Raw genomic sequence first — 25,703 nt, forward strand, 5'->3', positions numbered from 1 at the left:
GCGTGAGCACTGTGCTGGTCGAGCACGACGGTCCGGTCACCACCATCGGCATCAACCGGCCGGAGCGGCGCAACGCCGTCGACCGCGCCACCGCTGAAGCACTGGCCGACGCCTTCCGGGAATTCGACGCCTCAGACGCCTCGGTCGCGGTGCTCTACGGCGTCGGCGGGACGTTCTGCGCGGGCGCGGACCTCAAGGCGGTGAGCGAAGGCCGCGGCAACCGCACCGAGCCGGACGGCGACGGTCCGATGGGTCCGACGCGCCTGCGGCTGCGCAAGCCGGTGCTCGCGGCGGTGTCCGGGCACGCGGTGGCTGGCGGACTGGAGCTCGCGATCTGGGCAGACCTCCGGATCGTGGAGGAGACCGCGGTATTCGGCGTCTTCTGCCGCCGCTGGGGCGTTCCGCTCATCGACGGAGGCACTGTCCGGCTGCCGCGGCTGATCGGGCGGAGCCACGCGATGGACCTGGTGCTGACCGGACGTCCGGTCGGCGCGGAAGAGGCGCACCGGATCGGATTGGCGAATCGCGTCGTGCCTTCCGGGCAGGCATTGCCCGCCGCGATCGCATTAGCACGGGAACTCGCGGCGTTTCCGCAGACGTGCCTGCGAGAGGACCGGGCGGCATTGCTGGAAAGCGAGTCCCTGACCGAGGAATCCGCATTGGCAAACGAATTCCGGCACGGGATTCAGTCACTGAACGCGGACACCATCGCGGGAGCAACGCGATTCGCCGAGGGCGCGGGCAGGCACGGGTCGTTCGAGAACTAGTCGCGTCCGATTACCGTTGCACGGCAAGGCATATACTCGCGTCCAAGCAGACGCGGACGGCATGCGGACATAGCGGGCATACGGCTCAAGGCCGCCTTTTCGGCTCAGTCACCCGCTTTTTCCGGACTAGGCCGAACGAGTGAAACCACACGCGAATCCCTTTCGGTTTTTTCCGCGCCGGTCACCATTACCTGCGACGACCGTTTATTGTCGCGGCCGCATTCGCCGCTGGTCCGATCGAGCGAACGAAAAATTCGCTAAACGCACGTAGCGCCCAGGCCCTCGGCATCGATACAGATACGAGGCCGGGCGCCGAAGCGCGCTCGCACGGCCCGCGTGGCCGTTCGCACCGCCCGCCTCTACAACAGCAACCCCGCCCCCCGACCCGTCGCCGGCAGGCCCCCGCCGGCGGACGCCGACCGCCCGGCCTGACGAGGCCGGGCAATCGGTGCTTCCCGCCTCCGGATCCCGCCGCGCCCCCGTGCTCTTCCGTTCTCTTCCCCCGCCGAGCACAAGACGAGAACCGAGGTTCTTCCATGACGTCGAACACCGAGCGTTCCAGCTCCTCGCCGTCGGACGACACCGCTCCCCGCGCGGCCGCCGGCCCCTGTTGCGGCCTCCGGGTCGCCAGCCGCGGCGCCTGCGGCGAAAGACCCCGGCCGCGGAAGCTGTCCATCGTCATCCCCGCGCTGAACGAGCGGGTCAACATGCCCCGGGTGCTGGCCACGATCCCGCGATCCGGGCTCGCTTCCCTCGGCTACGAGATCGAGGTGATCGTGGTCGACAACGCCTCGACCGACGGGACCGGGGAGGTGGCCGCCGCCCTCGGCGCGCGGGTGATCCTGCAGCCGCAGCGCGGGTACGGGCACGCCTACCACGCCGGGTTCGCCGCCGCGACCGGCGACGTGATCGCGACCGGCGACGCGGACTGCACCTATCCGTTCGACCACCTGCCCGGGCTGCTGTGCACGATGGCGGACCGGCGGCTCGATTTCCTCTCCACCAACCGGCTCGGCCACGAGAACCGCGAGGCGATGAAACCCTCGCACCTGATCGGCAACCGGGTGCTGACGCTGATCAGCCGGTTCTTCTTCCGTTCGCCGTTCCGGGACTCGCAGTCCGGCATGTGGGTGTTCCGGCGGCACGTGTGGCAGCACCTCGACATCCGGTCCGGCGGGATGCCGTTCTCGCAGGAGATCAAGAACGACGCGTACGTCCGCGGTTTCCGCTGCGGCGAAACGCCGATCGAGTACCGGATCCGCGGCGGCGAAGTGAAACTGCACGCCGTGCGCGACGGACTGCGCAACCTTTCGCAGCTGGCCGCCCACCGCGCGCGCACCGTCCGCGGGCCGGCGACCGTGCTCTGCACCGGCGAAGCCGAGTGCGTCCTGGCGATGGCGGACTGAGCGTGGACGACTCCGCGGGAGAAGACCGGGGAAACGGCCGCGGCTGGCTGAAGCTCGCCGGCGCGGTTTCGGCGGTGGTGGTGCTCGGGGTCGTGACGGTCCTGGTGTGGCCGGCCGCGCGGGTGCTGTTCCGGCAGTCCTTCACCGAACAGCCCGAGACCTACACCGAGCTGTATTTCGTCGGCACGCCCGCGTTCCGGGACGGAACTGTCACCGCCGAGGTCGCGCTCGTGCGCCACGGTCCCGCGCACGCCGACTACACAGTGGTAGCCGCGCTGGAAACTTCGTCGGCGGCCCGGCTCGCCGGGGTGTCGCGGCGCGTGACCCTCGAACCCGGCCAGTTCACCACGCTGGACTTCCACCTGCCGGTCCCCCCGGGGCAGGTCGTGGACGCGATCGCGGTGAACGTCGCGGGCGGCATGGAGAACCTCCGTTTCCGCTTGCCGGGCAACGCTTCCGCCACCAGAGGCAGACCGTGACGCCCCGCCGGATCGTCCAGATCACGCCCTACTACCCGCCGCATCTGGGCGGGATGGAAGCCGTGGTGCGGCACTTGGCGGTGGAACAGGCGCGCCGGCACGACGTCACCGTGCTCACCACGACCGTCGGCGCCCGCGATTCGCCACGGCGCGAGCGGGTGTGCGACGTCGACATCGTCCGGGCGCTCGCGCTCGACGTCGCGCACACTCCGGTGTCCGCCGGTGTCGTTCCCGCGTTGCTGCGCACGCCGAAGACGTCAGTGTGGCATCTGCATGCCGCGCACGCGGTGCTGCCCGAACAGGTCGCGCTCGCCGCGGCCGCCCGTCGGCAGCCGTTCCTGCTCCATTTCCACCTGGACGTCGACCAGTCCGGGAAGCTGGGTTGGCTGTTGCCGCACTACAAAAGGCACGTCTTCGGGCGGGTTCTGCGGGCTGCGGCCGGGGTGCTGGTGCTGACCGAGGCGCAGCGGGAGTTCGTCCGCGCCGCCTACCGGGTGGACCCGGCGCGGATTTTCGCGGTGCCGAACGGAGTGTCCGCCGAGTTCTTCCTGCCGCCGCGGCCGCGACGGGAACCGGTGCTGCGCTTGCTGTTCGTCGGACGGCTCAGCCCGCAGAAGAACCTCGCCCGGCTGCTGCACGCGCTGACTCTCGTGCGCCAGCCGGTCGAACTCGACGTCGTCGGGGATGGAGAACAGCGGCAGCAGCTTGAGGAAACCGCGCAGCGGCAAGGGCTTTCGGGGATGCGGTTCCACGGTCGTCTGCACGGCGCTTCGCTGGTGCAGCGGTACGAGCAAGCCGATCTGTTCGTGCTGCCGTCGGACCGCGAGGGGATGTCGCTCGCCGCGCTCGAGGCCATGGCAGCGGGATTGCCGGTGCTCGCGACCGACGTTCCTGGCAACTCCGAACTCCTGCGCGGCATCGGAGCCCTCGCTTCCGCCGATCCCGCCGCCCTGGCCGCGGCGATCGACGAATTCGCGGCGGACGAGGACTTCCGGCAGCGGACCGCCGCGGCCAGCGCGGTCGCAGCGCGGAAGTTCACCTGGGCCGAGGCGGCGCAGCGGGTCGAGGACGTCTACGCCGAGGTTCTGCCGTGACGAGACCCAGCCAGCGCACCGTCGTGCTCGGATCGGCCCTCGTCGCCGGTGCCGTGGAGCTGAGCCCGTGGCCCGTCCTGGTGACCGTCGCGGGTCTGTGGCTGATTCTCGGCGCCCCAGCCTGGCTGTGCCGCCGGATTGCCACCAGAATCGTGTCCACTCGCGAAGCACAGTGGTTGCTGGGCCTCGGTTTCGCGGTGCTGACCGCGATGGTGACCGCGCTGGCCGTCAACACGGTGCTCCCCTGGTTCGGCGTCTCGCGTCCTCTCACGACCGTGTCCCTCGCCGTGGCCCAGATTCTTGCCGCGGCGGCGCTCGCATTCTTGGACCGACGGCTCACCGGTGCCTCGCCGCCAGTGCGCGCCCTGCGGTTGATGCCGGTGCGCAACGTCGCGCCCATCGCTGTCCTCGGAGTTCTTTCGCTGGTGGTCGCCATCGCCGGGGCTGTCCGCCTGAACAACGGGTTCACGGGCGCGACGAGCCTGATCGCGCTGGTCCTCGTCGCGGCGCTGCTCGGGTTCCTCGTCCTCAAGGCGGGCCGGTACGGCGACGGGGCCATCGCGTTCGGAATCCTCTGCGCGGCAACGGCATTGCTGCTGCTGACCTCGCTGCGCGGCTGGTACGTCAGCGGGCACGACGTCCAGCGCGAGTACCTGCTCTTCCAGCTGACCTCGACCAAGGGGTACTGGGACATCTCCGGCTATCCCGACGCCTACAACGCCTGCCTCAGCATTACCCTCCTGCCCACATCGCTGGCCAAGCTGACCGCGCTGCCCGGCTTGGCGATCTTCAAGATCGTGCTGCCGATGCTGTTCGCCGCGGCACCGGTCGCGGTGTACCGCACGACGCGCAATCTCACGTCGAAACGGGTCGCGCTCCTCGCCGCGATCTACTTCCTCGCGTTCCCCACGTTTTTCACCGACATGCCCTTCCTCGGCCGGCAGGAGATCGCGTTCCTCCTGCTGGGCTGCGCGGTCCTGGCGCTGAGCGACCATAGTTCGCCACGCCGCCCCCGTCGGATCGCGTTCACCGTCTTGTTCGCGGGGATCGTGCTGTCGCATTACTCCACCACTTACGTGCTGATCGGCATCCTGATGCTGGGCAAGCTGGCCAGCGGCGTCATCCGGGTCATCCCGCCGTTGCGGCGCCGGCTCGCCGAACGGGCGCCGAAGGAGGCGACCGACTTCGTCGCCTGGCCGATGATCGGCATCGCGGTCCTGTGCTCGGCGCTGTGGACCGGGCCGGTCACCGGCACCTGGCATCAGCTCCAGCACACCGCCGCGGCCACCGCCCAAGAGCTGTTCCACCCCGGCGACGTGCAACGCGGCTCGTCCGACACTGCTTACGGCATCTTCAGCTCCGCCCGGGTCAGCCCGCAGCAGCGGCTGCGCGACTACGCCGACTCCACCCGGTCCCGCACCGGCGGCGAAGCACCAGCCGCGCTGTCCGCGGCGACCGCCCAGGTCGCCCCCGCCGACAATCTCCCGCTCACCGCAGCGGGTTCCGCCCTCGACCGTCTCGGCCTCGACGTCCCCAGCGTCAACGGTTTCCTTCGCACCCTGTGCGCGGACGGGCTGCAAGTGCTGTTGATCCTCGGTTTGGCCGGAACCCTCATCGCCACCGCGACGCTGTTCCGCCCGACGCACGACCTGTTCGTCCTCGCCGCCGGAGGCCTGGGCGTGCTCGCCGCCGAGATCGCCGTGCCGCAACTCTCGGTGGACTACGGACTCCTGCGCACCTTCCAGCAGGGCTTGTTCGGGTTCGCCCCGTTCATCGCCATGGGCTCGGTCTGGGCACTGTCGTGGCTCAGGAAACAGTGGCGGATGCCCGCCGCCACCACCGTGGCGCTGCTGCTGTTCCTCGATCTCACCGGCGCGCTGCCCCGGCTGTTCGGCGGCTATCCCGCGCAGCTGCACCTGGACAACGCCGGGCAGTACTACGACATCTACTATGCCCACCCCCAAGAACGGGCCGCCATCGCCTGGCTCGAACAGCACACCGCCGCGCAGCGGATCCAGTCCGACCGCTACACGCTCAGCAGGCTCCAAACGCTCATCGACGGCCGCCCCGGCGACGACATCTACCCGACGCTCGTGCAACCGGGTTCGTTCGTCCTGCTCGGCTATCCGACGGTCCGCAAAGACGAGGTCACCGTGTTCTACCAGGGCGATCTCGTCACCTACAGCTATCCGCTGCGGTTTCTCGACGCCACCAAAAACAAGGTCTACAGCAGCAACGGAACGAGTGTGTACCGATGACGCCTTCCCGTCCGCTCCGGATCCTGCTCGTCTCGCATTACTACCCGCCGCACGTCGGGGGAATCGAGAACGTCGCCGCCCAGCAGGCCCGGAAGCTCGCCGCGCGCGGCTCCGCAGTCACCGTGCTGACGAGCGCCGGGCCGCCGGTTCCTGACGACGGTGTCCGGGTCGTGCGCATACCGGCCTTCAACGGGGTGGAGAACCGGACCGGAGTCCCGTTTCCGGTGTTCGGGCCCCGGCTGGGCCGCGCCGTCCGCGAGTGGGTGCGGTGGGCGGATGTCGTCCACCTGCACGACACGCTCTATCAGTCCTCCTGGAGTGCGGGATTGCGAGCCGCGCGGACCGGCACGCCCCTTTTCCTGACCCAGCACGTCGCGGTCGTCGAGCATCCGTCGGCGCTGGTGCGGGCTGTCCAGCACGCGGTGTACCGGTCTGTCGGGCGACGGCTGTTCCGGGCCAGTCGCGAGGTCTTCGTGGTCAACGATTCGGTCGCCGCGTTCGTCCGCCGATTTCGGGGCGGCAGCGCGGAACTGCTTCCCAACGGCGTCGACACCAGCCAGTACCGCCCCGCCTCGGCCGGAGAACCGGGGCTGCTGCGGAAACGCTGGCGGCTGCCCGACGACCGGGTCCTGGTGCTGTTCGTCGGACGGCCGGTGCCGAAGAAGGGATACGACCTGCTCCTCGCCGCCCGCCACCACGACTACGACCTGGTCTTCGCTGGCGAACGGCCCCAGCACGTCCCCGCCGATCCCACCGTCCATCACCTCGGCGCGCTCAGCCCCGCCGAGATCAGCGACCTCTACCGCGCCTGCGACATCTTCGCCCTGCCCTCCACCGCGGAAGGATTTCCCCTGACTGTCCAAGAAGCCATGGCCTCGGGCCTCCCGATCGTCACCACCGACGACCCGGGATACGCCTCCTACGGACTCGACCCAACCCAAGTCGCCCTCATCCCCCGCGACGCGGACATCCTGCGCGCGACCCTGCGCTCCCTCGCCGCCGATCCCGCGCGTCGCGCAGCCATGGGCCGCTGGTCCGCCGATTTCGCCGCCACCCGGTTCTCCTGGCCGAAACACGCCCAGCGCCTCGAACAGGCCTACCGCGAGGCACTCGACCCAGCCGAGGTCCGGGCATGACCGCACTCGCCGGGCCCGTGCCGTCCTTCGCCGCCCGGCTGAAATCCGACCCGCTGGTGCGCAACTCGTTCTTCCTGATGGCCACGACCGCGCTCGGAGCCGGGTCCGGGTTCGTGTTCTGGATCGTCGTCGCCCGGCTGTACCCGCCCGCCGAGGTGGGCTGGGCGAGTTCGCTGCTCTCCGCGGTGACGCTGCTGAGCTATTTCAGCGGGCTCGGGCTCAGCTCCAGCCTCGTCCGGTACCTGCCCACGACGCTGGCCCGCAGTGCGCACGTCAGCACCGCGCTAACCTCGGTGGCTGTCACCGGCACTGTCCTCGGGGCCGGATTCGCCCTCGTCGCACCGCTGGTCGCGCCCGGGTTGTCGTTCCTCAGCGGGTCGTTCCCGGAGGTCGTGCTGTTCGCGGTGCTGGCGATGGCCGTCGCGCAGAATCTGCTGACCGACTCGGTCTTCGTCGCCCTGCGCGCGGCGAAGTACAACATGCTCCTCAACGGCGTCCTGATGAGTGTGGTCAAAATCGGCCTGCCGATCGTTTTCGTCGGCGCGGGCGCGATCGGGATCTTCTTGTCCAGCACCGTGGCCTCCGCTGTCGCCGCCGTCGCGAGCGTCGTCGTCATCCGGCAGCGCCTGCGCATCCCGGTGCGGCCCCGGCTGTACCCGGCGACGCTGCGTTCCACGCTGTCGTACTCGCTCGGCAATTACGCCTCCAGCTGCCTGAATCTGGTGCCGCTGCTGGTGATTCCGCTGCTTGTGCTGCGTTCGCTCGGCCCGGAGGCGTCGGCGGCTTACTTCGTGGCGTTCCAGATCGCCAACTTCGTCAACGCCGTGCCGTTCGCGGTCGGCGAGGCGTTGTTCGCCGAAGGCTCGCACGAGCAGGAAGACCTCAAGCATCTGGCGAAACGGTCGGCGCTGCTCATTCTCGCGATCGTGGTGCCCGCCGTCAGCATCACCGCCGCGCTGGCGAAACCCGTGCTGACGCTGTTCGGCGCGAGCTACGCCGCCGACGCCCGGAACTGCCTCGTGGTCCTCGCGGTCTCCGCGTTCGCGGTCGCTTTCAATACGTGGTCCGGGTTTCTGCTGAAGGTGACCCGGCAGCTGCCAGCGATGAATCTGTCGAATCTGGTCTACGCGGTCGTCACGGTCGGCCTCGCCGCGCTCGGGGCGCAGCACAGCCTCGTCTGGATCGCGGCGGCCTGGGGCGTCGGCAATCTCGCGTCCGGCCTCGTCGCGGTGGTCGCGCTGGCCTTGCGCGGGTTCCGTTTGTCTCCGAGCGACAAGGGAGGTTCGGATGAAGATCGCGCACATCGTCAACGTCGGCTTCGAAGCCGGCGGCGCGGAGCGTAGCGTCCGCCTCATCGCCGACGGGCTGCGCAGCCGCGGGCAGCAGGTCCTCGTCATCGCGACCGACCACCTGCTCGACGACCCCGCCGTCAGCGACCGGGAAGTCTTCGCCGACGTCCTGGTGCCCGCCATCCGCGGAAGCGCTGCCCGCCGCTTCGCGGGCTACTTCTGGCATCGCGCGGCCTATCGGCAGGTGACCGCCGCGCTGCAGTCTTTCCGGCCCGATGTGGTGCACCTGCACACGATCGGCGAGTTCAGCCCGGCAGTGCTCAGTGCGTCGGCGGCCTACCCGCGAGTGCTCACCGTGCACGGTCCGGAGGACTGGACCGGACAGCTGCTGTCGTGGAACCTGCGCAGCCGCACCGAAGGCCGCGCCCGATTATCCACAATGGACACCGCACGGCTGGCCTATTTGCGTTTCCTGCAACGACCGGCCTACCTGCGCCGCCTGCGCACCGTCGACCGCGTGCTGACCCCGAGCCGGTTCCTCGCCGACGCCGTACTGCACGACCTGCCGCGGACACCGATCCACGTCGTCCCGAACGGAGTGCCGCTGCGGGCAGCCGAACCGGTCCCCGACGCCGCCCACGCGCTGTTCGCCGGACGGCTCGAACCGGTGAAAGGCGCGCACGTGCTCGTGGACGCCTTCGCGACCGTCGCCCGCCGCCTGCCGGACGCCCGGCTGACGCTCGCCGGAGACGGCACCCAACGGGCCGTACTGGAAAAGTCCGTCAGCGAACACGGCCTGGCCGACCGCGTCCGGTTCGCCGGATGGCTCGACGGCCCCGAACTGGCGGCCGCGTACCGCGCCGCGTCGGTGGTGGTGATCCCGTCGGTGTGGCCGGAGAACTTCCCGACTGTCGCGCTGGAAGCCCTCTGCGTCGGACGGGCCGTCGCCGCCACCGACGTCGGCGGCATCCCCGAACTGGTCCGCCCTGGCCACAACGGGGTGCTCGTCCCGCCGGGCGAACGCCGCGCCCTCGCCGACGCGCTCTCCCGGCTCCTCGGCGACACCGCACTGCGACGGGCCATGGGCGCGCGATCGGCCGGGCTCGCGTGCTGTCACAGCCTCAGCACCTTCCTCGACCGGCTCGAGCAGCACTACCAGGAGGTGCAGCCGCGCTAGCCGCCCCGCCCCCTGCTCAGTCCGCTCGCCCCGAACCCGCCCCTGCCCAGCCCGCTCTCTCCGCTCGCCCCGAACCGCCACGCCAGGAGGCCTGCCCATGCACCGCATCCTCCCCGTCCCGCCGGAGCACCCGCGCCAGGAGGCCCGCCGATGACCCGCGTCCTCGTCGTCAACGCGTTCGAACGCGGCAACCGCGGCGACGCCGCCTTGCTCAGCGTCCTGCTCGACCAGATCCGCCGCGCACTGCCCGGCGCGCGGATCGCGATCGCCGGTTTCGAGCATCCCGCGCGCTGGCCGGAGTTCGAGGGCGTGCCCAACCTCGGTTCGTTCCGCCGGTACTCGGGCGAGGAGAACATCCCCCGGCTCCGGCGGATCCTGCGCAAACTGAGCCTGCTGCCCGTCGTCGCCCTCGCCGCCGCCCGGCTGCCCCGCCGCCCGCTGCTGGCCGTCGCCCGGCTGCTGCCCGCCGAACCGCGCCGCGAACTGCACGCCCTCGCGACCGCAGACCTCGTCGTCTCCCTCGGCGGCGGCTACCTCACCGGACGCGCGAACTTCGCGTCCGATCTGAACATCCTGTTCCTGCTGCTGCCGCTGTGGCTGGCCGAGCGGTTCGGCGTCCGGGTCGTGACCGGTCCGCAGTCCTACGGCCCGTTCCCGCGCCGGGTCCAGCGCGTGCTGGTCCGCCACGTCCTCGGCCGCGCCGACGCCGTCCTCGTCCGCGAGGACATCAGCCGCGACCGGCTCACCGAAATCGGGCTGCCGGCGCGCCTGCTCACCCGCGGCGTCGACAGCGCCTTCGCCTTCGAAACCCGCTCCGACCGCGACTGGCGCACCGCTCTCGGCATCCCCGCCGACGCCCGGATCGCGATGGTCACCGCCCGCCAGTGGCTCGACGGCGCCGGGCAGCACCGATACGAGCACGCCTTGACCGCAGGCATCCGCCACCTGCTCGGCCGCGGGTACCACGTCGTCCTGGTCCCCCAGGTGACCTGCGCTTTCCAAGGCGACGACGACCGGAGGGTCAACACCCGCCTCGCCGCCGGCCTCGACCACCCCCGGCTGCGCGTCCTCGGCGACGACACCTTCGACCACCGCGACGCCCGCGCCCTCTACGCCGAGGCCGACCTCGTGATCGGCACCCGCTTCCACTCCGTCATCTTCGCCCTCACCGCGCACGTCCCGTGCCTCGCGGTCGAATACGAGCACAAAACCGCGGGCATCATGCGCGACCTCGGGCTCGAACAATGGGTCGTCGGCATCGGGGAAATCCGGGACACCACGCTGCCCACGCTCCTCGACAGCCTCATCGACCACCGCGAGGACTACCGGCGGCACCTGCGCGAAGTCCTTCCCCCTTACGCGCGCCGGGCCCGCGACCTGAGCCCGCTGCGGCATGCCGCCTGAGCGGGGGTCAGCCCCGCCGCAGCCACCTGAACCGCCGGCAGCCGCACCGTCCGCAGTCGGTGCCGCCGCGCAAATGCTGATGCTCGCTGCGGTCGTGGCCGCACGCGCGGCAGCGCGCCGTCGCCCACGGCATCCGGATCCCGGACATCCTGCGCCTCCTCGAATTCCCCCGTGTCCCGGACCCACACCATCACATCCGCACGCGCCCAGCCAACCGGACCAATGAGGACAGGAGCCTCCGTGAGCCGCGAACGAACCGTCGTCTTCGTGACGCCGTACTACCCGCCGGACGTCGGCGGCGTGCAAACCTACGTCCACAGTCTCGCCGTCGCGCTGCGGGAAGTCCCCGGATGGCGGCCCGTCGTCGTCACCGCGAGCACCCGCGCCCGCTCCGGCGACGGCTTCCCGGTCTACCGGCTCCCCGCGCTCGCCAAGCTGTCCAACACTCCGCTCGACCCCCGCTGGCCGACGCAGATCCGCCGCATCCTGCGCGGCGAACAAGCCGATTACCTGAATGTGCACACTCCGGTGCCCGGATTGGCCGACGCCGCGACGATGGTCGCCGGTCGCGTCCCCGTCGTCGTGACCTATCACGCCGCCGCCCTGGCCAAGGACGGCCATCCCGTCTTCAACACCGTCGCACGCGCCTACGCCGGGGCCGAGGGGTTCATGCTCCGGCGGGCCGACCTGATCCTCGGGGTTTCCGATTATGTCGCCGACAGTTTCCGTCCCCGTTACGGCGGCAAAGTCGGGGTGCTGGAGAACGCGATCGATCCCGGAGCGTTAGCCGCTTGCGCGGTGGCGGGCCGCCCCTACGCCGCCGCGTTCCTGGCCCGGCTGGCCCCGACGCACGCGTGGAAAGGCCTGGATCAGCTCCTGCACGCGTTGCGCCTCTCCGCGCCGGCCGCCCGCCTGCTGGTGATCGGCGACGGGGCCGCGCGTCCCGGATACGAAGCGCTCGCCCGGAAACTCGGGATCGCGGACAAGGTCACCTTCGCCGGAAACCTCGGCGGCGACGCGAAATTCCGGGCGCTCCGCAGTGCCCGATCGCTCATCCTCTGCCCGACCAGCCCGAACGACGCGTTCCCGACGGTGCTGCTCGAAGCGTGGGCGAACCGGGTGCCCGTCATCGCCACCGCGGTCGGGCCGCTTGCCGCGCTGGTGGACGACGGCGTCAACGGGGTGCTTGCCGCGCCGCGTTCTCCCGAGGCGTTGGCTGACGGGCTGCGCCGCCTCGAGAACAGCCCGGCTCTCGCGGAGACGATCCGGGACAATGCTTACGAACTGGTGCGCAGCCGGTATACGTGGAGCCATCGGGTCACGGAGTTCATTCAGCACCTGGCCGCGGTTGGGGGCGAGCCTGGAGGGCGCCGAGCAGGTGCTGCGCGGCGGCCCGGTGCTGCCGCGCGCGGGCCTCGAGCTCGTCGATAGTGATCGTGCCGTCCTTGTTCGTATCGAGGCCCGCGTTTTTCGCGTAAGCCTTCTTCAGTTTTTCGTCCGCGTCGTCGGCAGCGGCGATGACACCTCCGCGATCCTTCGCCGAATTCATTGTCGACGGCAGGAACATGAATTGGTAAATGCGGCCGGCGCTGGTGAACGTGCCCTTGCCGGGCAGCAGGAACTTCCGGACGTAGTCCATCTGCTCAGTCGCCGACAGCTCGGCGAAATCCCGCCAAGTTCCCGGGTAGCCGAGTTTTTCCAGCGTGGAAGGCATGAACTGGATCAGGCCGACCGCGTGCGACTGCGGGTTCACGCTCCCCGGCCCGACGCCTCCTTCGGCCATCATGCAGGAGAGCAGGTCGAGCGGGCGGCAGCCGACGTCCCGGCACGCGGATTCCAGCGCGGGCAGGAAACTGTTCTCCACCGTGTGGAAATGGAGCCGGAAGTCCAGCCATCGCTGTTTGTCGACCTTGGACATGTCGTCGTCGGTGACGCTGGCGGGGTCTTCGGTCGCTTTGCTCGCGACCTCGATCAGCGGCCGGACGGAGGCGTATTTCCGGAGTTCGGCGAGTTTCCCGTGCGCACGCATCAGTTTGAGGACGGCGGCGATGTCGCGCATGCTGTAGCCGTTCAGCTCTTCGACCGCCTGCTGGGCTTCGGCCGCGCCCGGCGCGAGCATTCCTTCGAATTTCGCGGCTAGTTGGTCGTCATACTGTTTCTGAGTCGGTATCCGCAGCTTCGGCACGGAACGCTCTTGACGGCGGATCACCGGAACCCGCTCCGCCGTCAGCCGGGCGCCGGGGCTGGTTCCCGCCGCGACGGAGGCCGCTTCGTGCTCGGCGTGGTCGTGCGGGCCGCCGAGCGCCGGGCGCACCGGCTCGGGCAAGCCGGATTGCTGCGCGACGTGGGTCATCTCGTGCGCGAGGAGACGGCGGCCCGCCGAGGTTTCCGGGGCGTACTGGCCGGAGTTGAAGACGATGTGGTTGCCCACCGTGTAGGCCTGCGACGAGAGGGCGTCGGCGGATTCGGCGGCCGCGCGGTCGGTGTGCACCCGGACCTGGCTGAAATCCTGGTCGAACCGCGGCTCCAGCCACGCCCGGATCCGCGGGTCGAGCGGCTCTCCTGCCTGGCTGACGACCCCGTCGACCGCTTCGGGAGCGGCCCGGCGCCGCGGACGGACGTGTTCTGCCATCAAGCGGGTTTAGCAGAAGCACCGTCACCGCGGTGTCACCGATTCGCCGGAACCGGGACTCGCGCGCAGTACGGCGGCCTCCTCCCCACCCTCCCTTCCCGATTCGCCGTTCCCACTGCCCGGCCCCCGCCACATGCCGTCCCCTGAAACCCGCCCGCGCCCTGTCCGGCACACCAAACCCCTGCGCCGCTCACCTCCTCTTCACCTCGCTCCCGGCGCCGCGGCTTCCACCGGATCCCGCGCCCGGGCCGTCTCCCCGCCCGGATTCCGAATCGCTCCCCCGTTTCCGGCCCGTTTTCCTTCCCCGCGGGCGAAACCTCCGGTTGCCGTCCCGCTCACCGGCACTACCCCCGATCGTGGCCGCCCGCGGTGCGCCGTCCGGCGGGAGGATCTGGGTAGCCTGGCGACGTGGCCGACCCGATCCCCCCAGTCCCTGCCCCCGGCGAGTCCGGATCCGAGCGTCCCGGCGCGGACGAGCCGCCCAAGAAGGGCCGGCGGAAGCGTCCGTTCTGGCAGGAGCTGCCGATCCTGATCGGGATCGCGCTGGTGCTGACGATCCTGATCCAGCAGTTCGTCGCGAAGGTGTTCCTGATCCCGTCGGCGTCGATGGAGACGACGCTGCACGGCTGCGACGGCTGCTTCGGCGACCGGGTCGTGGTCGACCGCGTCACCTACGATTTCACCGATCCCGCGCCCGGCGACGTCATCGTCTTCCGCGGCCCGCAGCCGTGGACCGCGAACGAGATCGCCCCGCAGGAATCGGGCAACGTCTTCACGAAGGCGTTGCGCGGCCTCGGTTCGCTCGTCGGCTTCGCGCCGCCGGACGAGCGGGACTTCGTGAAGCGCGTCATCGCCGTCGGCGGGCAGACCGTCCAGTGCTGCGACCCGAAGGGCCGCGTCCTCGTCGACGGCAAACCTCTCGACGAGCCCTACATCCACTGGCTCGATCAGCCGCCGTCGGTGCGGCAGACGTTCCCGCCGGTCACCGTGCCGAAGGGCAGCCTCTGGGTGATGGGCGACAACCGCGAGAACTCGTGCGACTCCCGCTGCCAGGGCGGCGGCGGGGTGAACGGGACCGTCCCGGTGGACGACGTCATCGGCAAGGCCCGCGTGATCGTCCTGCCGCCGTCGCGGTGGGGCGGCGTCAGCGACCACGATCCGCAAGCCGCGCCCGCCGCGCTCGGCGCCCCCGCGTGGCAACAGGGAATCCCGCTCGGGGCGGGCGCTCTGCTGGCATTCCCGACGCTCGCCGCCGGGCGCGGTCTGCGGCGGAAGCTGAGCAAACAGGACTGACCCGCCCTCCCGACCGGAAACCCCCATGCCGCATGGAGTGCATCCCCCGCACCCGCTGCGGCATGGGGGTTTTCTCAGCAGTGCGGTGTGCGGCCTCGCGGCGGCGACGCGGAGCGCCGGACGGCCCCCGCGACCCCTTGATTCCCGCGCGCGCCGGGCCGGTTGCCAGGGCGAGAACCCCCGCGCGCCACTGAAAACCGCAGTGGGGCAGTCCGCGGCCGGTGAGCGGTCTGGCGGCCTGCCACGGCCAAGATCCAAACTGGAGCCGCTCGCCGTCGCCTTCACCGGCCGGAGTCCGCCCTGCCGGTTCCGAAGTCCGCACCGTTGGTCTCAGCCGCGCGCCGCCGCCTTCACCGGCCGGAAGTCCGCACCGCTGATCTCAGCCGCGCCCGCGGTCACTGCCCGGAACTGGCCGCCCGCACGACGTCCAGCCGGAGATGCCGCGTCAAATCCCCAGTCATCCGCAGCACCGGCGTCCGCTCCGCGAAGAGCCACTCGTCCCCGCGCCGGAAGAACCGGTCGTCGTAGTGCCCGGCGGCGACGGGCTGCAGCGGAAAGTCGGCCGTCGCTTGGAAAACGGTGAAGTAGCTGTGCGCCGAAGCCGTGTCCTCCTCGGCCTTGATCCGGACGTTCGTCGTCACGTGCCGGGTCCTCGGCGTGCCGTCGGAGTGGAGGATCAGGATGTCGCGGAACCAGTTCTCCACGGCCTCCCGCCCGGTCCGGCCGCCGCCGCTGTGCAGGGTTCCCTCGCGGAACAATTCGCCCACCCCGGCCAGATCGCCGGCGTCGATGCACGCGGCGTAGGTCATGATCAGGTCCTGGATCGCCCACCGGGCCGAGTCTGCCGACATCCGGCCAGCATAGGAGTTCCACAGTGGACAACGACCGGACAAGAGACCCCGCCGGAGCCCGGAACCGCGCCCGGACCTGTGACCTGCGGTTCTCCCCTGCACCGCCCTCCCGCCGCAGGCTGCTCCGGCGGCGGTGGCATGATGCCCGCACGGTCCCGGCCGATCGGACCGCTCGCCGAGGAGGAAGGTGACGCTTGAGCACGCGCACTACCCAGGTGGACGACCTCCGGCTGGTGGCGCAGCCGAGCGCGGTCCCGTGCACCGAGCTGTTCGTCCGCCTGATCCTGACCGACTGGTCGCTGATGCCGATGCTGGAGCAGGTCACGAACGCCGCCGTCCGGCTGGTCGGCGACGTCGTCGACCAGAGCAGCCCGTCCGCGCCCGCTTTCGTGACCGTCCGGCTGCAGCTGCGCGGCGACCGGCTCGTCATCGAGGTCGACGACGACCTGATCGCCCCGGCCCCGCCGGGCGACGAGCGGATCGGCGTGCGCCCCGGCGAGCGCGGCGGCCGCACCACGTGGTGCGAACTGGCGCTGCCCGGCGGGATTTCGGCGGGCCAGGTCCGGCTGCCGCGCCGGGGCGACCGCCGCACGCTGGTGGACGAGCCCGTCTCCGGCGAACCGGTCACCGCGGACCCGCAGGTGCTGGAACGGCTTCTCAACCGCCTCAGCACCTGGTCCGAGTAGTCGCTCCGAGAGGGACGCCCGGCTGCTTCCCGGCGGCCGGGCCGATCCCGGCGGCGAAGAACGACCCGGCCTCAGCGTCCGGCGGAAGCCTCCCAAGCCTGCTCCAGCGCCTGCGCGAACACCTCCACCGACTGCCCGCCGGAAACGCCGAACCGCCGTCCCAGCACGAAAAACGGCACCCCGCCCGCGCCCAGCTCCGCAGCTTCGCGCTCCTCAGCCCGAACCGCGTCCGCATACCGCGACGGATCGGCCAGCACCGCTTCCGCCTCCGCACGCGGCAATCCGGCTTCCTCGGCCACCTCCGCCAGGACCTCCGAAGTGAACACTGCCCGAGCCTCAGCGAAATTCGCGCGGAACAACGCCGACACCATTTCGTGCTCCAACCCCTTCTCGCGGGCCAGGTGCAGCAGGCGGTGCGCGTCGAAGGTGTTGCCGATTTCCCGGTCAGTCCGGTAGCCGAGCCCTTCCGCTTCGGCGAGCCCGGCGACCCGCTGCTCCATCTCGCCGGCCTGCGGCCCGTACTTCGCGGTGAGCATGTCCAGCAACGGCTCGGTGCCGGTCTTCCCGGGGTCCAGTTCGAACGACCGGTACGTCACGGTCACCTCGTCCCGGTGCTCGAACCCGGCCAGCGCCTTCTCGAACCGCGCCTTCCCGAGGTAGCACCACGGGCACACGACATCGCTCCAGATTTCCACCTGCATGCCGCCAGCGTAGAACGCCTGCCGGTGCGCACCGGCGGGCGAGGTCGTATCACCGCACCAGGTTGAACAAGCGCCGAACGCGCTCGCCTTGGGCGACGGCGGGCATGGCGTTCGGCCGTCGCCTCCATCGGCCGTGCGGGAACAGCACGACCATGTCCCGTCCCGTTCCGCCCACCCAGGCCGGCGCGTCCTTCACGACAGCACACCCGCGAGTCGACCAGGTTTGGCTCAAGCAGATTCCGGAGCCGTCGCGGTACCGCACCAGGATGTCCGGTCCCCGCGTCTTCCTGGGCGCGGGGTTGGGCACGACCGTCACCGCTGCCGCGCGCCAACCGGTGCGGCGCACTTCCCGGCGGCGACGGCGCCACCCCACGGCCGCCGCCACCGCGGAAGGCAAACCGAGCAGAGCCAGAAGCATCGGCACCAGATCAACGCCGACGAGGACCTGGTTCTCGTTTTTCTCGTCGACGGTCCGCACGTCGTCGGGGTCCGCCGGGTCGTAGACCACCGTCACATTGTCGCCCGGCAGGTAGCGCCAGTGGGAGCTCCGCACGATCTCGGCAGTTCGGGTCGCTCCCCCGGCCACGTAACGCACCCACATCGACGGCGCCCCGTGCCCGCTCTTGGGGTCGTTGACGCTCAGCACCTCCCCCGCGGTCCAGGCTCCGGTGGCCAGCAGGGTCTCCGCCGACGACTCGATGCGGCCCATTCCCACGACGCATCCGACGAGAACGACGACCCAGCACCCCACGAACCCCCACGCCCGGATGCCGGTGCCCCGCAGCCGCCGGATCTCGGCGTCCAGGTCGATCGCCGCCTGCCCGTCGTGCTCGTCGCGCGGCGGCAGCCACCGCCCCTCGTCCGCCCGCGCCGCGACCCGGCGGCCCAGCCGACGGGCACGGGAGACGGAGAACACCGCCAAGGACAACGACGCGACGACAATGGCGATGTCGGCCGCCAACTCACCGTCTTCCAGGACGTAGCCGGGGTACAACAGCGACCAGGCTGTCCCGGCGGCGAAGACCGCGAACACCAGCACGCCCAGCACCGCAGCGGCAAGCCACCAACCGCGCCGCGACCGCGACTTCCCCCGCACAGCCCCACCCAGCCGCATTGGCCAAGCATAGGCCCGAAAACCCCTCTGCGACCAAGCGATTCTCCGCCGGAGCGCCGACACCGGCGGAAGCCCGGCCAGCGGATGGCGCGAGGTTTTCGCCTTTGGCCAGAAAGCTCCCCAGGTTTCGCCAGACCCGCCCTAGACGGCGGTCTTCACCGGTTCCCGCGCCCCAGTCCGTTCCGCGCCGATGCCCGCGGCCACCACGAACGCGATCCCGGCCACCGCCGCGACATTCGGCACCTGGTGCAGCACGATCAGCCCGAGCACCAGCGCGATCGCGGGTTCCAGGCTCATCAGCGTCCCGAACGCCGACGCCGTCAACCGCCGCAGCGCCAGCATTTCCAGGCTGAACGGGACCACCGGCACGAGCACCGCCAGCCCGAGCCCGGCGAGCACCAGCGGCCACGTCAGCTCGCCGACCACCGCCGGGGCGTGCACGACGGTGGCGACCAGACCGGCCACCGGCATCGACACCGCCAGCCCGCGCAGGCCCGACACCTCGTCGCCGACTCGTTGCGTCAGCACGATGTACGCGCCCCAGCAGACCGCCGCCGCGAGCGCGCAGCCGAGGCCGATCAGGTCGGTCCCGCCCTGCCACGGCTGGGTCAGCAGCACCACTCCGGCCGCCGCCAGCACCGGCCACACCCGGTTTCCGCCGCGGCCGCGCACGATCGCGACGGTCAGCGGGCCGAGGAACTCAAGCGCGCTCGCCGTGCCCAGCGGCAACCGGGTCGCGGCGACCATGAACAGGATCGTCATCCCGGCCGTCGCGAAGCCGAGCACCACGCACGTCAGCAGTGCCGGACGGCGGAACGCCGACGGCCGCGGCCGCACGAGCACCAGGAGCAGCACGCCGGCCCAGGCGAGCCGCAGCCACGCGACGCCGGTCGGCCCGATCTGGTTCGCGATGTTGACCGAAACCGCCAGTCCGAGCTGGACCGACAACATGGCGCCGACAGCCAGGGCAACTCCGACGCGGGGAGTGGAGGGAAGCACGTGGTCCAGGAGAACTCATCGGGACCGTTCGTGTCCACGTGCCAATCCTGGACGTACCGTCCGGGTATCCTGGACAATAGGCGGATGGAGACTCGCAGGCTGCAGTTCCTTCTCGAACTGTCGCGGCTCGGCTCGATGCGCGCGGTCGCCGACGTGCTCGAAACCACAACGTCGACCGTCTCGCAGCAAATCTCGGTTCTAGCCAAGGAAACCGGCGTCGCGCTGCTCGAACCGGACGGCCGCCGGGTGCGGCTCACGCCGGCCGGGCGGCGGCTCGCCGAGCACGCCGTGACGATCCTGGCCGCCGTCGAGGCCGCCCGCGTCGATCTCGATCCCGAGGCCGAACCGGCCGGAACCGTGCGCGTCGCCGGGTTCGGGACCGGGGTGCGGCACGCCGTGCTCCCGGTCGCGGACCTCCTCGCGCAGCGGCATCCGCAGGTCCGCGTGGTGATCAGCGAGCACGAGCCCGCCGAAGCGCTGGCACAGCTCCGGACCGACGACATCGACCTCGCGCTCACCTACGACTACGACCTCGCGCCCGCGACCCACGATCCTTCGCTCGCCGTCCGTCCGCTGTGGACGGCGCCGTGGGGACTCGCCGTGCCGCGCCCGGAGGCGAACCGGGTGGAGGGCACCGGTGCCTTGGCGGTGGTCTCGGCGTTCCGCGAGCACGACTGGATCGGCAACTCCCGCAACGGCGCGGACGAGACGGTCGTCGGGACGCTGGCGTCCATGGCCGGGTTCTCGCCGCGCTTCACCCACCGCGCGGACAACCTCGACCTGGTGCAGGACTTGATCGCCGCGGGCGGCGGGGTCGGCCTGCTGCCCGAATCGTGGCCGACCCGGCCCGACGTCACCGTCCTGCCGTTGACCGGTCCCGACGTGCGGCTTCGGGCTTACGCGTGCACCCGGCGCGGGCGGGACGCGTGGCCGCCGCTCGCCCTGGTCCTCGGGCTGTTGCGCGCCGACTAGCATGGCGGTCGAGGCGGGTTCGAGCACGGAGGAGGCGACATGGCAGCGGAAAAGGCAATCCTGGCCGGCGGGTGTTTCTGGGGCATGGAGGAGCTGTTCCGCCACCAGCCCGGCGTGACCGCCACCCGCGTCGGCTACAGCGGCGGCGACGTCCCCAACGCCACCTACCGCAACCACGGCACCCACGCCGAAACCATCGAAGTCACCTATGACCCCGCCCAAACCGACTTCCGCGCGCTCCTGGAGTTCTTCTTCCAGGTCCACGACCCCAGCACGAAGAACCGCCAGGGCAACGACATCGGCGCCAGCTACCGATCCGCCATCTTCTACACCACCGACGAGCAAAAACAAATCGCCGAAGACACCATCGCCGACGTCGACGCCTCCGGCCTCTGGCCCGGCAAAGTCGTCACCGAAGTCACCCCGGCCGGCGATTTCTGGGAAGCGGAGCCCGAGCACCAGGACTACCTGCAGCACTACCCCAACGGGTACACCTGCCACTTCCCGCGTCCCGGCTGGAAGCTGCCGAAGCGCGCCTGAGGAGTCTCAGCGCGCCATCGCGGCCTCGGCGTCGCGGAACGCCGCCGGGGACAACTGACGCCACACAAACGTCGTCCCCAGCAACTGCACCGCCGCCGCCATCACCCACACGCCGCGCAAGCTCCAGTGAACCGCCACGAACCCACCGGCGAGCGCACCCAACGGCGTCAGCCCCCAGGCCAGCGCGCGGTGACTGGTCAGCACCCGCCCCAGCAGCGCTGACGGCGTGAACCGCTGACGACTGGACTGCGAGCACACGTTCCAGATCAACGTCGTCCCGGTCAGGAAGATCAGCACCGCACCGACGAGCACCGGCCACGGCGGCACGATCGCGATCAGCAGCTGGCTCAGCACCCCGCACACCTGCGCGATCCGCATTGCCGTCGAGTAGCCGAACCGCCGCACGAACCGGTCCACGAAGAACGACGACGCCACCCACCCGACGGCCAGGCAGGCCAGCAGCACGCCGTACCCGAACGGCGCGAGGTGCAGTTCCTTCGTGGCGTAGAGGACGAGCATCGAGTTCCCCGCGGCCGCCGCGAACGAGCCCAGCGCGACCGTGATGGTGATCGACCGCAGCAACGGCGTCCCGACGAGGTAGCGCAGCCCGGCCGTGACGTCTTTCAGCGGATGTGCGGGCGTGCGCACCGGCTTCGCGGACGGAATCCCGCGCGCGAGCAGCAATGCGGCGAGCGCGGCGACGGCGGCCAGCCACGCGGGCAGTCCCGCGCTGATCCCGATCAGCAACCCCGTCGCGGGCGGGACCACGAACTGGACCATGCCGCGGTCGATCACCTGCAGCCGGGAATTGGCCATGTTGAGCTGATCCGGCGCGACGACCTCGGGCACCACCGAACCGGCCGCGCCGTCGCCGAAGACCTGCGCCGTGGTGAGCACGAAGGCCACCACCAGCAACGCGGGAAGGCTCAGCGAACCGGTGGAACCCAGCAGCGCCAAGGAAAGCGCGGCGACGATCTGCACCGCGTACGCGCAAGCCAGCACGGTCGTCCGCCGGACCCGGTCGATCACCACTCCGGCGAACAGCGAAAGCAGCAGCCACGGCGCTTGCCCGGCGACGTTCACCAAGGACACCGCACGCGGGTCAGTGGTGATCGAGACGGCCAACAAGGGCAGCGCGGCAAGCAAAAGCCCTTCACAGGTCGAACCGGACACAGCCACCGCTTGCAGGCGGACCCAAGCCGATCCGCTCCCACCCCACCCCGCCATGTCCGCCAGTGTCCCCCGCGGCGCAACCGGTTTTCCGCAGCACACCGCCGCGCGCTCCCGCTCTCCGGACTTCCTCGCCGAACAAAACCGCGCCGGTTATCACGCGAGCGCGGGCCACGCTTTCCCTTGCGCGTCAACCGGAATCCACGCTCCCGGCCGGATTGCGGGACAGCCGCTCACCTGCTGGGACGGGCTTCAGCGAACCGCTCCGAACGGTTGAGCTGAACGCATCCGATCCGTCCCCGCTGGAGGAACTCCGTGCCCCGCCACACCCCGCCCCGACCCGGCCGTCCCGCCCGCGCGCGGTCGCGTTTCGCCGTCGCGCTGGCCCTTCCGCTGCTGCTCGCCGCCTGCGGCACGGCGGGCGGCGCGAGCCCGCAGGACGCCGGTCCCCCGCGCCCGGGCGGCACGCTGCGCCTCGGCATCTCGTCCAATCCGGACTGCATCGACCCGCAGCAGGTCAGCACGAACGCCTCGGTGAACGTCGGCCGTCAGCTGGTCGATTCGCTGACCGACCAGGACCCGAAGACCGGCGCGATCACGCCGTGGCTCGCCGACCGCTGGACGGTCAGCCCCGATTCGACGAGCTTCACCTTCCACCTCCGCTCCGGCGCGACCTTCTCCGACAGCTCCCCCGTGGACGCCGCCGCGGTGAAGACCAGCTTCGACGGCATCAAGGCTCTCGGCGCGAAGGCCCTGCTCGGGTCCAGCTACCTGGCCGCCTACCGCGGCGCGACCGTGGTCGACCCGGCGACCGTCCGGCTCGATTTCAGCCAGCCCAGCGCGCAGTTCCTGCAGGCCAGCTCCACGATGTCGCTCGGCGTGCTCGCGCCGGCCGCGTTCAAGCACACCGCCGAACAGCGCTGCCAGGGCACCGGCCTGATCGGCTCCGGTCCGTTCGTGTTCACCAGCCTGAAGCCGAACCAGAACATCGTGCTCAGCAAGCGCACCGGCTACCACTGGGGTTCGCCGTTGTGGCGGCACCAGGGCGAGGCGTACGTCGACAAGATCGACTTCCGCGTCGTGCCGGAGCCGGGCGTGCGGTCCGGCAGCCTGACGTCCGGCCAGCTGGACGCGATCACCGACGTGCAGCCGGTGGACGAACCGCAGTTCTCCGGCAACGGCTTTACCGAACCGGTCCGCCCGAACCCCGGCATCGTGTTCAACCTGCACGCGAACGTGACCCGCGGCGTGCTCACGGACGAGAAGGTGCGCCAGGCGGTGTCGAAGGGCGTGAATCGGCCCGAGGTCACCAGCACCGTGCTCACCCCGAACTACAAGCCCGCCACGAGCATCCTCGGCTCCGCGACACCGCTGTACACCGATCTGTCCAAGGAACTCGCCTACGATCCGTCCGGCGCGCAGGCGCTGCTGCAGTCCGACGGCTGGGTTCCCGGCCCGGACGGCATCCGGACGAAGAACGGGCAGCGGCTGTCCGCGTCCGTGCTGTTCTCCGCTGTGTTCAACCAGAACCAGAGCGTGCTGGAGCTGCTCCAGCAGCAGCTGCGCAAGATCGGTTTCGACCTGAAGATCGAGCTGCACACCAACGCCGAGGTCACCCGCCTGCAGCAGGCCGGCGACTACGACTTCCTCTGGTACAACGTCACCCGCGCCGACCCGGACATCCTGCGCCAGCAGTTCTCCACGAAGACGAACAACCGGAGCAAGCTGCCTGCGGACAACCCGCTCGACGCGTCGCTGACCGAACAGTCGGCCACCGTCGATGCCGCGAAACGCAAGCCCGCCGCGGAAAAAGCGCAGCGGACCATTGTGGAGCAGGCGTACTCGATCCCGGTGTTCGAGCTGACGCAGGTGCTCGGCGTCGGCCCGAACGCGCATGATGTCGGCTTCGAGGCTTCCTCGCGGCTGCAGCTGTTCGACGCCTGGGTTTCGGGCTCGTGAAAGGGTTTCCGCTGCTTCGCCGCATCCTGCAGGCCGTAGTGGTGCTGTGGGCGGCGTTCACGCTGTCGTTCATCATCCTGTACCTGCTGCCCGGCGACGCAGTGCTGACCAAACTCGGCTCGGCCGAGGGCGGTCCCAGCGCGTCGCCGGAGCAGATCGCCGCCCTGCGCGCCGAGTACGGGCTGAACGACCCGGTCATCGTGCAATACGGCAAGCACCTCCTCGCCGCGCTGCACGGCGACTTCGGCACCTCGGTGGCCACCGGCGACGACGCGACGCACCAGGTCCTCACCGCGCTGCCGCCGACGCTCGCCGTCTCCGGACTCGCCTTGGTGCTCGCGATCGTCTTCGGCGGCGGGATCGCCGTGCTGGGCACCTTCACCCGCACCCGCTGGGTGAGCCAGCTGCTGCTTTCCCTGCCGCCGCTGGGCACTTCACTGCCGACGTTCTGGGTCGGGCTGCTGCTGATCCAGCTGTTCTCGTTCCAGCTGCGACTGTTCCCGGCACTCGGCTCGACCGGTTTCGCGTCGCTGGTCCTCCCGGCGATCACCCTCGCCCTGCCGACCGGCGCGATCATCGGACAGGTGCTGGCGAAGAGCTTGCAAACGCAGCTCGCCGAGCCGTACATCGAGGTGGTGCGGGCGAAGGGCGCGAGCCGTCGCCGAGTCCACTTCGGACACGCGCTGCGCAACGCCGGACTGCCCGCGCTCACCCTGGTAGGCGTGGTCGCGGGCAACCTGCTGGCCGGTTCGGTGGTGACCGAAACCGTCTTCTCGCGCGACGGCCTCGGCCGGGTCACCGCGTCGGCCGTGACCGCGCAGGACGTGCCGGTGGTGCAGGCGGTGATCGTGCTCGCCGCGTTCTTCTTCGTGGTGCTCAACCTGGTCGTCGACCTCGTGTACCCGCTGCTCGATCCGCGGGTGTCCGTGCGCAAGGAGGTGCCCGCGCATGTCTGAAACCGTGCTGCCCCAACGGTTCCTCATCCGCCGACCCGGCCTCCTTCTCTCCGGGCTCGTGCTCGCCGCCGTGCTGATCGCCGCCTTCGCACCCACCCTGTTCACCAGCCAAGACCCCATCACCGGCGTCCCGTCCGAACGACTCCAAGGCCCCTCGCTCGCGCACCTCTTCGGCACCGACGAGACCGGCCGCGACGTCTACGCCCGCGTCGTGCACGGAGCCGGACTCTCCCTGCGCGCAACAGTCCTCGCGGTACTCGTCGCCTTCGTCGCCGGGTCCGCGCTGGGACTCCTCGCAGGGTTCCGCGGCGGCTGGCTCGACTCGGTGGTGATGCGGATCGTCGACGTCCTCCAGGCAGTCCCGCCGATCCTGCTGTCGCTCGCGCTGGTGACCGCGCTCGGATTCGGCACCACGAACGTCGCGATCGCCGTCGGGGTCGCGCACCTCGCGTCGTTCGCCCGGCTGATGCGCGCGGAGGTGCTGCGGGTGCGCTCCGGCGTGTTCGTGGAGGCGGCCCGGGCGTCCGGCGTGCGCTGGGCGGGAGTGCTCGGGCGGCATGTGCTGCCCAACGCGCTCGGACCGGTGCTGGTGCTGGCCACGGTGACGGTCGGGATCGCGGTGCTCGAAGTGTCCGCGCTCAGTTTCCTCGGCTTCGGCGCGAGCCCGCCGACGCCCGAGTGGGGCGCGCTCGTGGCGGGCGGGCGCAATTTCCTGGCCACTGCTTGGTGGATGACCACGTTCCCGGGCTTGACTGTCGCGGCCGTCGTGCTGGCCGCGAACCGCGTGTCCCGGGCTCTCGACGGCGAACGGAGCTGACAA

General features: G+C 70.6%; 23 protein-coding genes. 17 read left to right on the plus strand and 6 right to left on the minus strand.

Going from position 1 to position 25,703, the window contains the following annotated elements:
* The first annotated feature begins 2 nt into the window (after positions 1-2).
* From ACWDNU_RS00180 to ACWDNU_RS00225, 10 genes are all read left to right on the plus strand, one after another.
* Positions 3-767 (plus strand): crotonase/enoyl-CoA hydratase family protein, encoded by a 765-nt coding sequence (locus ACWDNU_RS00180; protein WP_449667046.1) that lies wholly within the window; start codon positions 3-5, stop codon positions 765-767.
* Positions 768-1,303: 536 nt separating this feature from the next.
* Positions 1,304-2,173 carry a glycosyltransferase family 2 protein gene (locus tag ACWDNU_RS00185; protein WP_370937288.1) on the plus strand — a complete coding sequence of 290 codons (870 nt, stop codon included), beginning with the start codon at positions 1,304-1,306 and terminating at the stop codon, positions 2,171-2,173.
* Between the two features lie 2 nt (positions 2,174-2,175).
* Positions 2,176-2,652 (plus strand): hypothetical protein, encoded by a 477-nt coding sequence (locus ACWDNU_RS00190; RefSeq protein WP_449667047.1) that lies wholly within the window; start codon positions 2,176-2,178, stop codon positions 2,650-2,652.
* On the plus strand, positions 2,649-3,746 hold the full coding sequence (locus tag ACWDNU_RS00195; protein ID WP_449667048.1) for a glycosyltransferase family 4 protein: 1,098 nt from the start codon (positions 2,649-2,651) through the stop codon (positions 3,744-3,746). Before ACWDNU_RS00190 ends, ACWDNU_RS00195 begins: the two co-directional genes overlap by 4 nt.
* Positions 3,743-6,004 carry a DUF2206 domain-containing protein gene (locus tag ACWDNU_RS00200; RefSeq protein ID WP_449667049.1) on the plus strand — a complete coding sequence of 754 codons (2,262 nt, stop codon included), beginning with the start codon at positions 3,743-3,745 and terminating at the stop codon, positions 6,002-6,004. Before ACWDNU_RS00195 ends, ACWDNU_RS00200 begins: the two co-directional genes overlap by 4 nt.
* Complete coding sequence (locus tag ACWDNU_RS00205; protein WP_449667050.1) at positions 6,001-7,140, plus strand: glycosyltransferase family 4 protein; 1,140 nt, start codon at positions 6,001-6,003, stop codon at positions 7,138-7,140. The genes ACWDNU_RS00200 and ACWDNU_RS00205 overlap by 4 nt, the downstream gene beginning before the upstream one ends.
* The gene (locus tag ACWDNU_RS00210; RefSeq protein WP_449667051.1) at positions 7,137-8,483 is read left to right on the plus strand and encodes an oligosaccharide flippase family protein; all 1,347 of its coding nucleotides are present in this window, start codon (positions 7,137-7,139) and stop codon (positions 8,481-8,483) included. Before ACWDNU_RS00205 ends, ACWDNU_RS00210 begins: the two co-directional genes overlap by 4 nt.
* The gene (locus ACWDNU_RS00215) at positions 8,428-9,606 is read left to right on the plus strand and encodes a glycosyltransferase family 4 protein (protein ID WP_449667052.1); all 1,179 of its coding nucleotides are present in this window, start codon (positions 8,428-8,430) and stop codon (positions 9,604-9,606) included. Before ACWDNU_RS00210 ends, ACWDNU_RS00215 begins: the two co-directional genes overlap by 56 nt.
* A 150-nt stretch (positions 9,607-9,756) precedes the next feature.
* Entirely contained in the window at positions 9,757-11,010 is a 1,254-nt protein-coding gene (locus tag ACWDNU_RS00220; RefSeq protein WP_449667053.1) for a polysaccharide pyruvyl transferase family protein, read from the plus strand.
* 240 nt (positions 11,011-11,250) lie between these two features.
* Positions 11,251-12,441 carry a glycosyltransferase family 4 protein gene (locus ACWDNU_RS00225; RefSeq protein WP_449667054.1) on the plus strand — a complete coding sequence of 397 codons (1,191 nt, stop codon included), beginning with the start codon at positions 11,251-11,253 and terminating at the stop codon, positions 12,439-12,441.
* Here the strand turns inward: ACWDNU_RS00225 and ACWDNU_RS00230 are convergent.
* Positions 12,338-13,642 carry an eCIS core domain-containing protein gene (locus tag ACWDNU_RS00230; protein WP_449667055.1) on the minus strand — a complete coding sequence of 435 codons (1,305 nt, stop codon included), beginning with the start codon at positions 13,640-13,642 and terminating at the stop codon, positions 12,338-12,340. The two genes, ACWDNU_RS00225 and ACWDNU_RS00230, sit on opposite strands and share 104 nt — an antisense overlap.
* Positions 13,643-14,050: 408 nt before the next feature.
* Here ACWDNU_RS00230 and lepB point away from each other — a divergent pair, with 408 nt between their 5' ends.
* Positions 14,051-14,935, plus strand: a complete 885-nt coding sequence (gene lepB / locus ACWDNU_RS00235; RefSeq protein ID WP_449667056.1) for a signal peptidase I — start codon at positions 14,051-14,053, stop codon at positions 14,933-14,935.
* A gap of 395 nt (positions 14,936-15,330) precedes the next feature.
* Here the strand turns inward: lepB and ACWDNU_RS00240 are convergent, their stop codons facing one another.
* A complete protein-coding gene (locus ACWDNU_RS00240; protein ID WP_449667057.1) occupies positions 15,331-15,786 on the minus strand; it encodes a nuclear transport factor 2 family protein in 456 nt (151 codons plus the stop codon).
* 194 nt (positions 15,787-15,980) lie between these two features.
* Between ACWDNU_RS00240 and ACWDNU_RS00245 the strand changes: the two genes are divergently transcribed.
* Positions 15,981-16,472: an ATP-binding protein gene (locus ACWDNU_RS00245; protein ID WP_449667058.1), complete on the plus strand. Its 492-nt coding sequence runs from the start codon at positions 15,981-15,983 to the stop codon at positions 16,470-16,472.
* A 71-nt stretch (positions 16,473-16,543) separates the two neighbouring features.
* Here the strand turns inward: ACWDNU_RS00245 and ACWDNU_RS00250 are convergent, their stop codons facing one another.
* The 3 genes from ACWDNU_RS00250 to ACWDNU_RS00260 form a co-directional block, all read right to left on the minus strand.
* Positions 16,544-17,173 (minus strand): DsbA family oxidoreductase, encoded by a 630-nt coding sequence (locus tag ACWDNU_RS00250; protein ID WP_449667059.1) that lies wholly within the window; start codon positions 17,171-17,173, stop codon positions 16,544-16,546.
* 49 nt (positions 17,174-17,222) lie between these two features.
* Complete coding sequence (locus ACWDNU_RS00255; RefSeq protein WP_449667060.1) at positions 17,223-18,287, minus strand: DUF3592 domain-containing protein; 1,065 nt, start codon at positions 18,285-18,287, stop codon at positions 17,223-17,225.
* A gap of 141 nt (positions 18,288-18,428) precedes the next feature.
* Positions 18,429-19,238 (minus strand): EamA family transporter, encoded by an 810-nt coding sequence (locus ACWDNU_RS00260; protein WP_449667061.1) that lies wholly within the window; start codon positions 19,236-19,238, stop codon positions 18,429-18,431.
* 132 nt (positions 19,239-19,370) lie between these two features.
* On the opposite strand from ACWDNU_RS00260, the gene ACWDNU_RS00265 reads away from it, so the two are divergent.
* Positions 19,371-20,258, plus strand: a complete 888-nt coding sequence (locus tag ACWDNU_RS00265) for a LysR family transcriptional regulator (protein ID WP_370937311.1) — start codon at positions 19,371-19,373, stop codon at positions 20,256-20,258.
* 39 nt (positions 20,259-20,297) lie between these two features.
* Complete coding sequence (gene msrA / locus ACWDNU_RS00270; RefSeq protein WP_370937312.1) at positions 20,298-20,798, plus strand: peptide-methionine (S)-S-oxide reductase MsrA; 501 nt, start codon at positions 20,298-20,300, stop codon at positions 20,796-20,798.
* Positions 20,799-20,804: 6 nt separating this feature from the next.
* Here the strand turns inward: msrA and ACWDNU_RS00275 are convergent, their stop codons facing one another.
* Positions 20,805-22,025, minus strand: a complete 1,221-nt coding sequence (locus ACWDNU_RS00275) for an MFS transporter (protein ID WP_449667062.1) — start codon at positions 22,023-22,025, stop codon at positions 20,805-20,807.
* A 324-nt stretch (positions 22,026-22,349) separates the two neighbouring features.
* Between ACWDNU_RS00275 and ACWDNU_RS00280 the strand changes: the two genes are divergently transcribed.
* The 3 genes from ACWDNU_RS00280 to ACWDNU_RS00290 are packed head-to-tail and all read left to right on the plus strand — an operon-like array spanning position 22,350 to position 25,700.
* Positions 22,350-23,927 (plus strand): ABC transporter substrate-binding protein, encoded by a 1,578-nt coding sequence (locus ACWDNU_RS00280; protein ID WP_449667208.1) that lies wholly within the window; start codon positions 22,350-22,352, stop codon positions 23,925-23,927.
* Complete coding sequence (locus ACWDNU_RS00285; protein ID WP_370937314.1) at positions 23,924-24,883, plus strand: ABC transporter permease; 960 nt, start codon at positions 23,924-23,926, stop codon at positions 24,881-24,883. Before ACWDNU_RS00280 ends, ACWDNU_RS00285 begins: the two co-directional genes overlap by 4 nt.
* On the plus strand, positions 24,876-25,700 hold the full coding sequence (locus tag ACWDNU_RS00290) for an ABC transporter permease (RefSeq protein ID WP_449667063.1): 825 nt from the start codon (positions 24,876-24,878) through the stop codon (positions 25,698-25,700). Before ACWDNU_RS00285 ends, ACWDNU_RS00290 begins: the two co-directional genes overlap by 8 nt.
* Positions 25,701-25,703: the final 3 nt, after the last annotated feature.

It is taken from the genome of Amycolatopsis sp. NPDC003676, from assembly GCF_053587275.1.

Bases quoted from the DNA above. Each gene is read 5' to 3' on its own strand.
- ACWDNU_RS00185 (WP_370937288.1), top strand. From the start codon at position 1,304: ATGACGTCGAACACCGAGCGTTCCAGCTCCTCGCCGTCGGACGACACC.
- ACWDNU_RS00205 (WP_449667050.1), top strand. From the start codon at position 6,001: ATGACGCCTTCCCGTCCGCTCCGGATCCTGCTCGTCTCGCATTACTAC.
- ACWDNU_RS00210 (WP_449667051.1), top strand. From the start codon at position 7,137: ATGACCGCACTCGCCGGGCCCGTGCCGTCCTTCGCCGCCCGGCTGAAA.
- ACWDNU_RS00215 (WP_449667052.1), top strand. From the start codon at position 8,428: ATGAAGATCGCGCACATCGTCAACGTCGGCTTCGAAGCCGGCGGCGCG.
- ACWDNU_RS00220 (WP_449667053.1), top strand. From the start codon at position 9,757: ATGACCCGCGTCCTCGTCGTCAACGCGTTCGAACGCGGCAACCGCGGC.
- ACWDNU_RS00230 (WP_449667055.1), bottom strand. From the start codon at position 13,642: ATGGCAGAACACGTCCGTCCGCGGCGCCGGGCCGCTCCCGAAGCGGTC.
- ACWDNU_RS00240 (WP_449667057.1), bottom strand. From the start codon at position 15,786: ATGTCGGCAGACTCGGCCCGGTGGGCGATCCAGGACCTGATCATGACC.
- ACWDNU_RS00250 (WP_449667059.1), bottom strand. From the start codon at position 17,173: ATGCAGGTGGAAATCTGGAGCGATGTCGTGTGCCCGTGGTGCTACCTC.
- ACWDNU_RS00255 (WP_449667060.1), bottom strand. From the start codon at position 18,287: ATGCGGCTGGGTGGGGCTGTGCGGGGGAAGTCGCGGTCGCGGCGCGGT.
- ACWDNU_RS00260 (WP_449667061.1), bottom strand. From the start codon at position 19,238: ATGTTGTCGGTCCAGCTCGGACTGGCGGTTTCGGTCAACATCGCGAAC.
- ACWDNU_RS00265 (WP_370937311.1), top strand. From the start codon at position 19,371: ATGGAGACTCGCAGGCTGCAGTTCCTTCTCGAACTGTCGCGGCTCGGC.
- msrA (WP_370937312.1), top strand. From the start codon at position 20,298: ATGGCAGCGGAAAAGGCAATCCTGGCCGGCGGGTGTTTCTGGGGCATG.
- ACWDNU_RS00275 (WP_449667062.1), bottom strand. From the start codon at position 22,025: ATGGCGGGGTGGGGTGGGAGCGGATCGGCTTGGGTCCGCCTGCAAGCG.
- ACWDNU_RS00290 (WP_449667063.1), top strand. From the start codon at position 24,876: ATGTCTGAAACCGTGCTGCCCCAACGGTTCCTCATCCGCCGACCCGGC.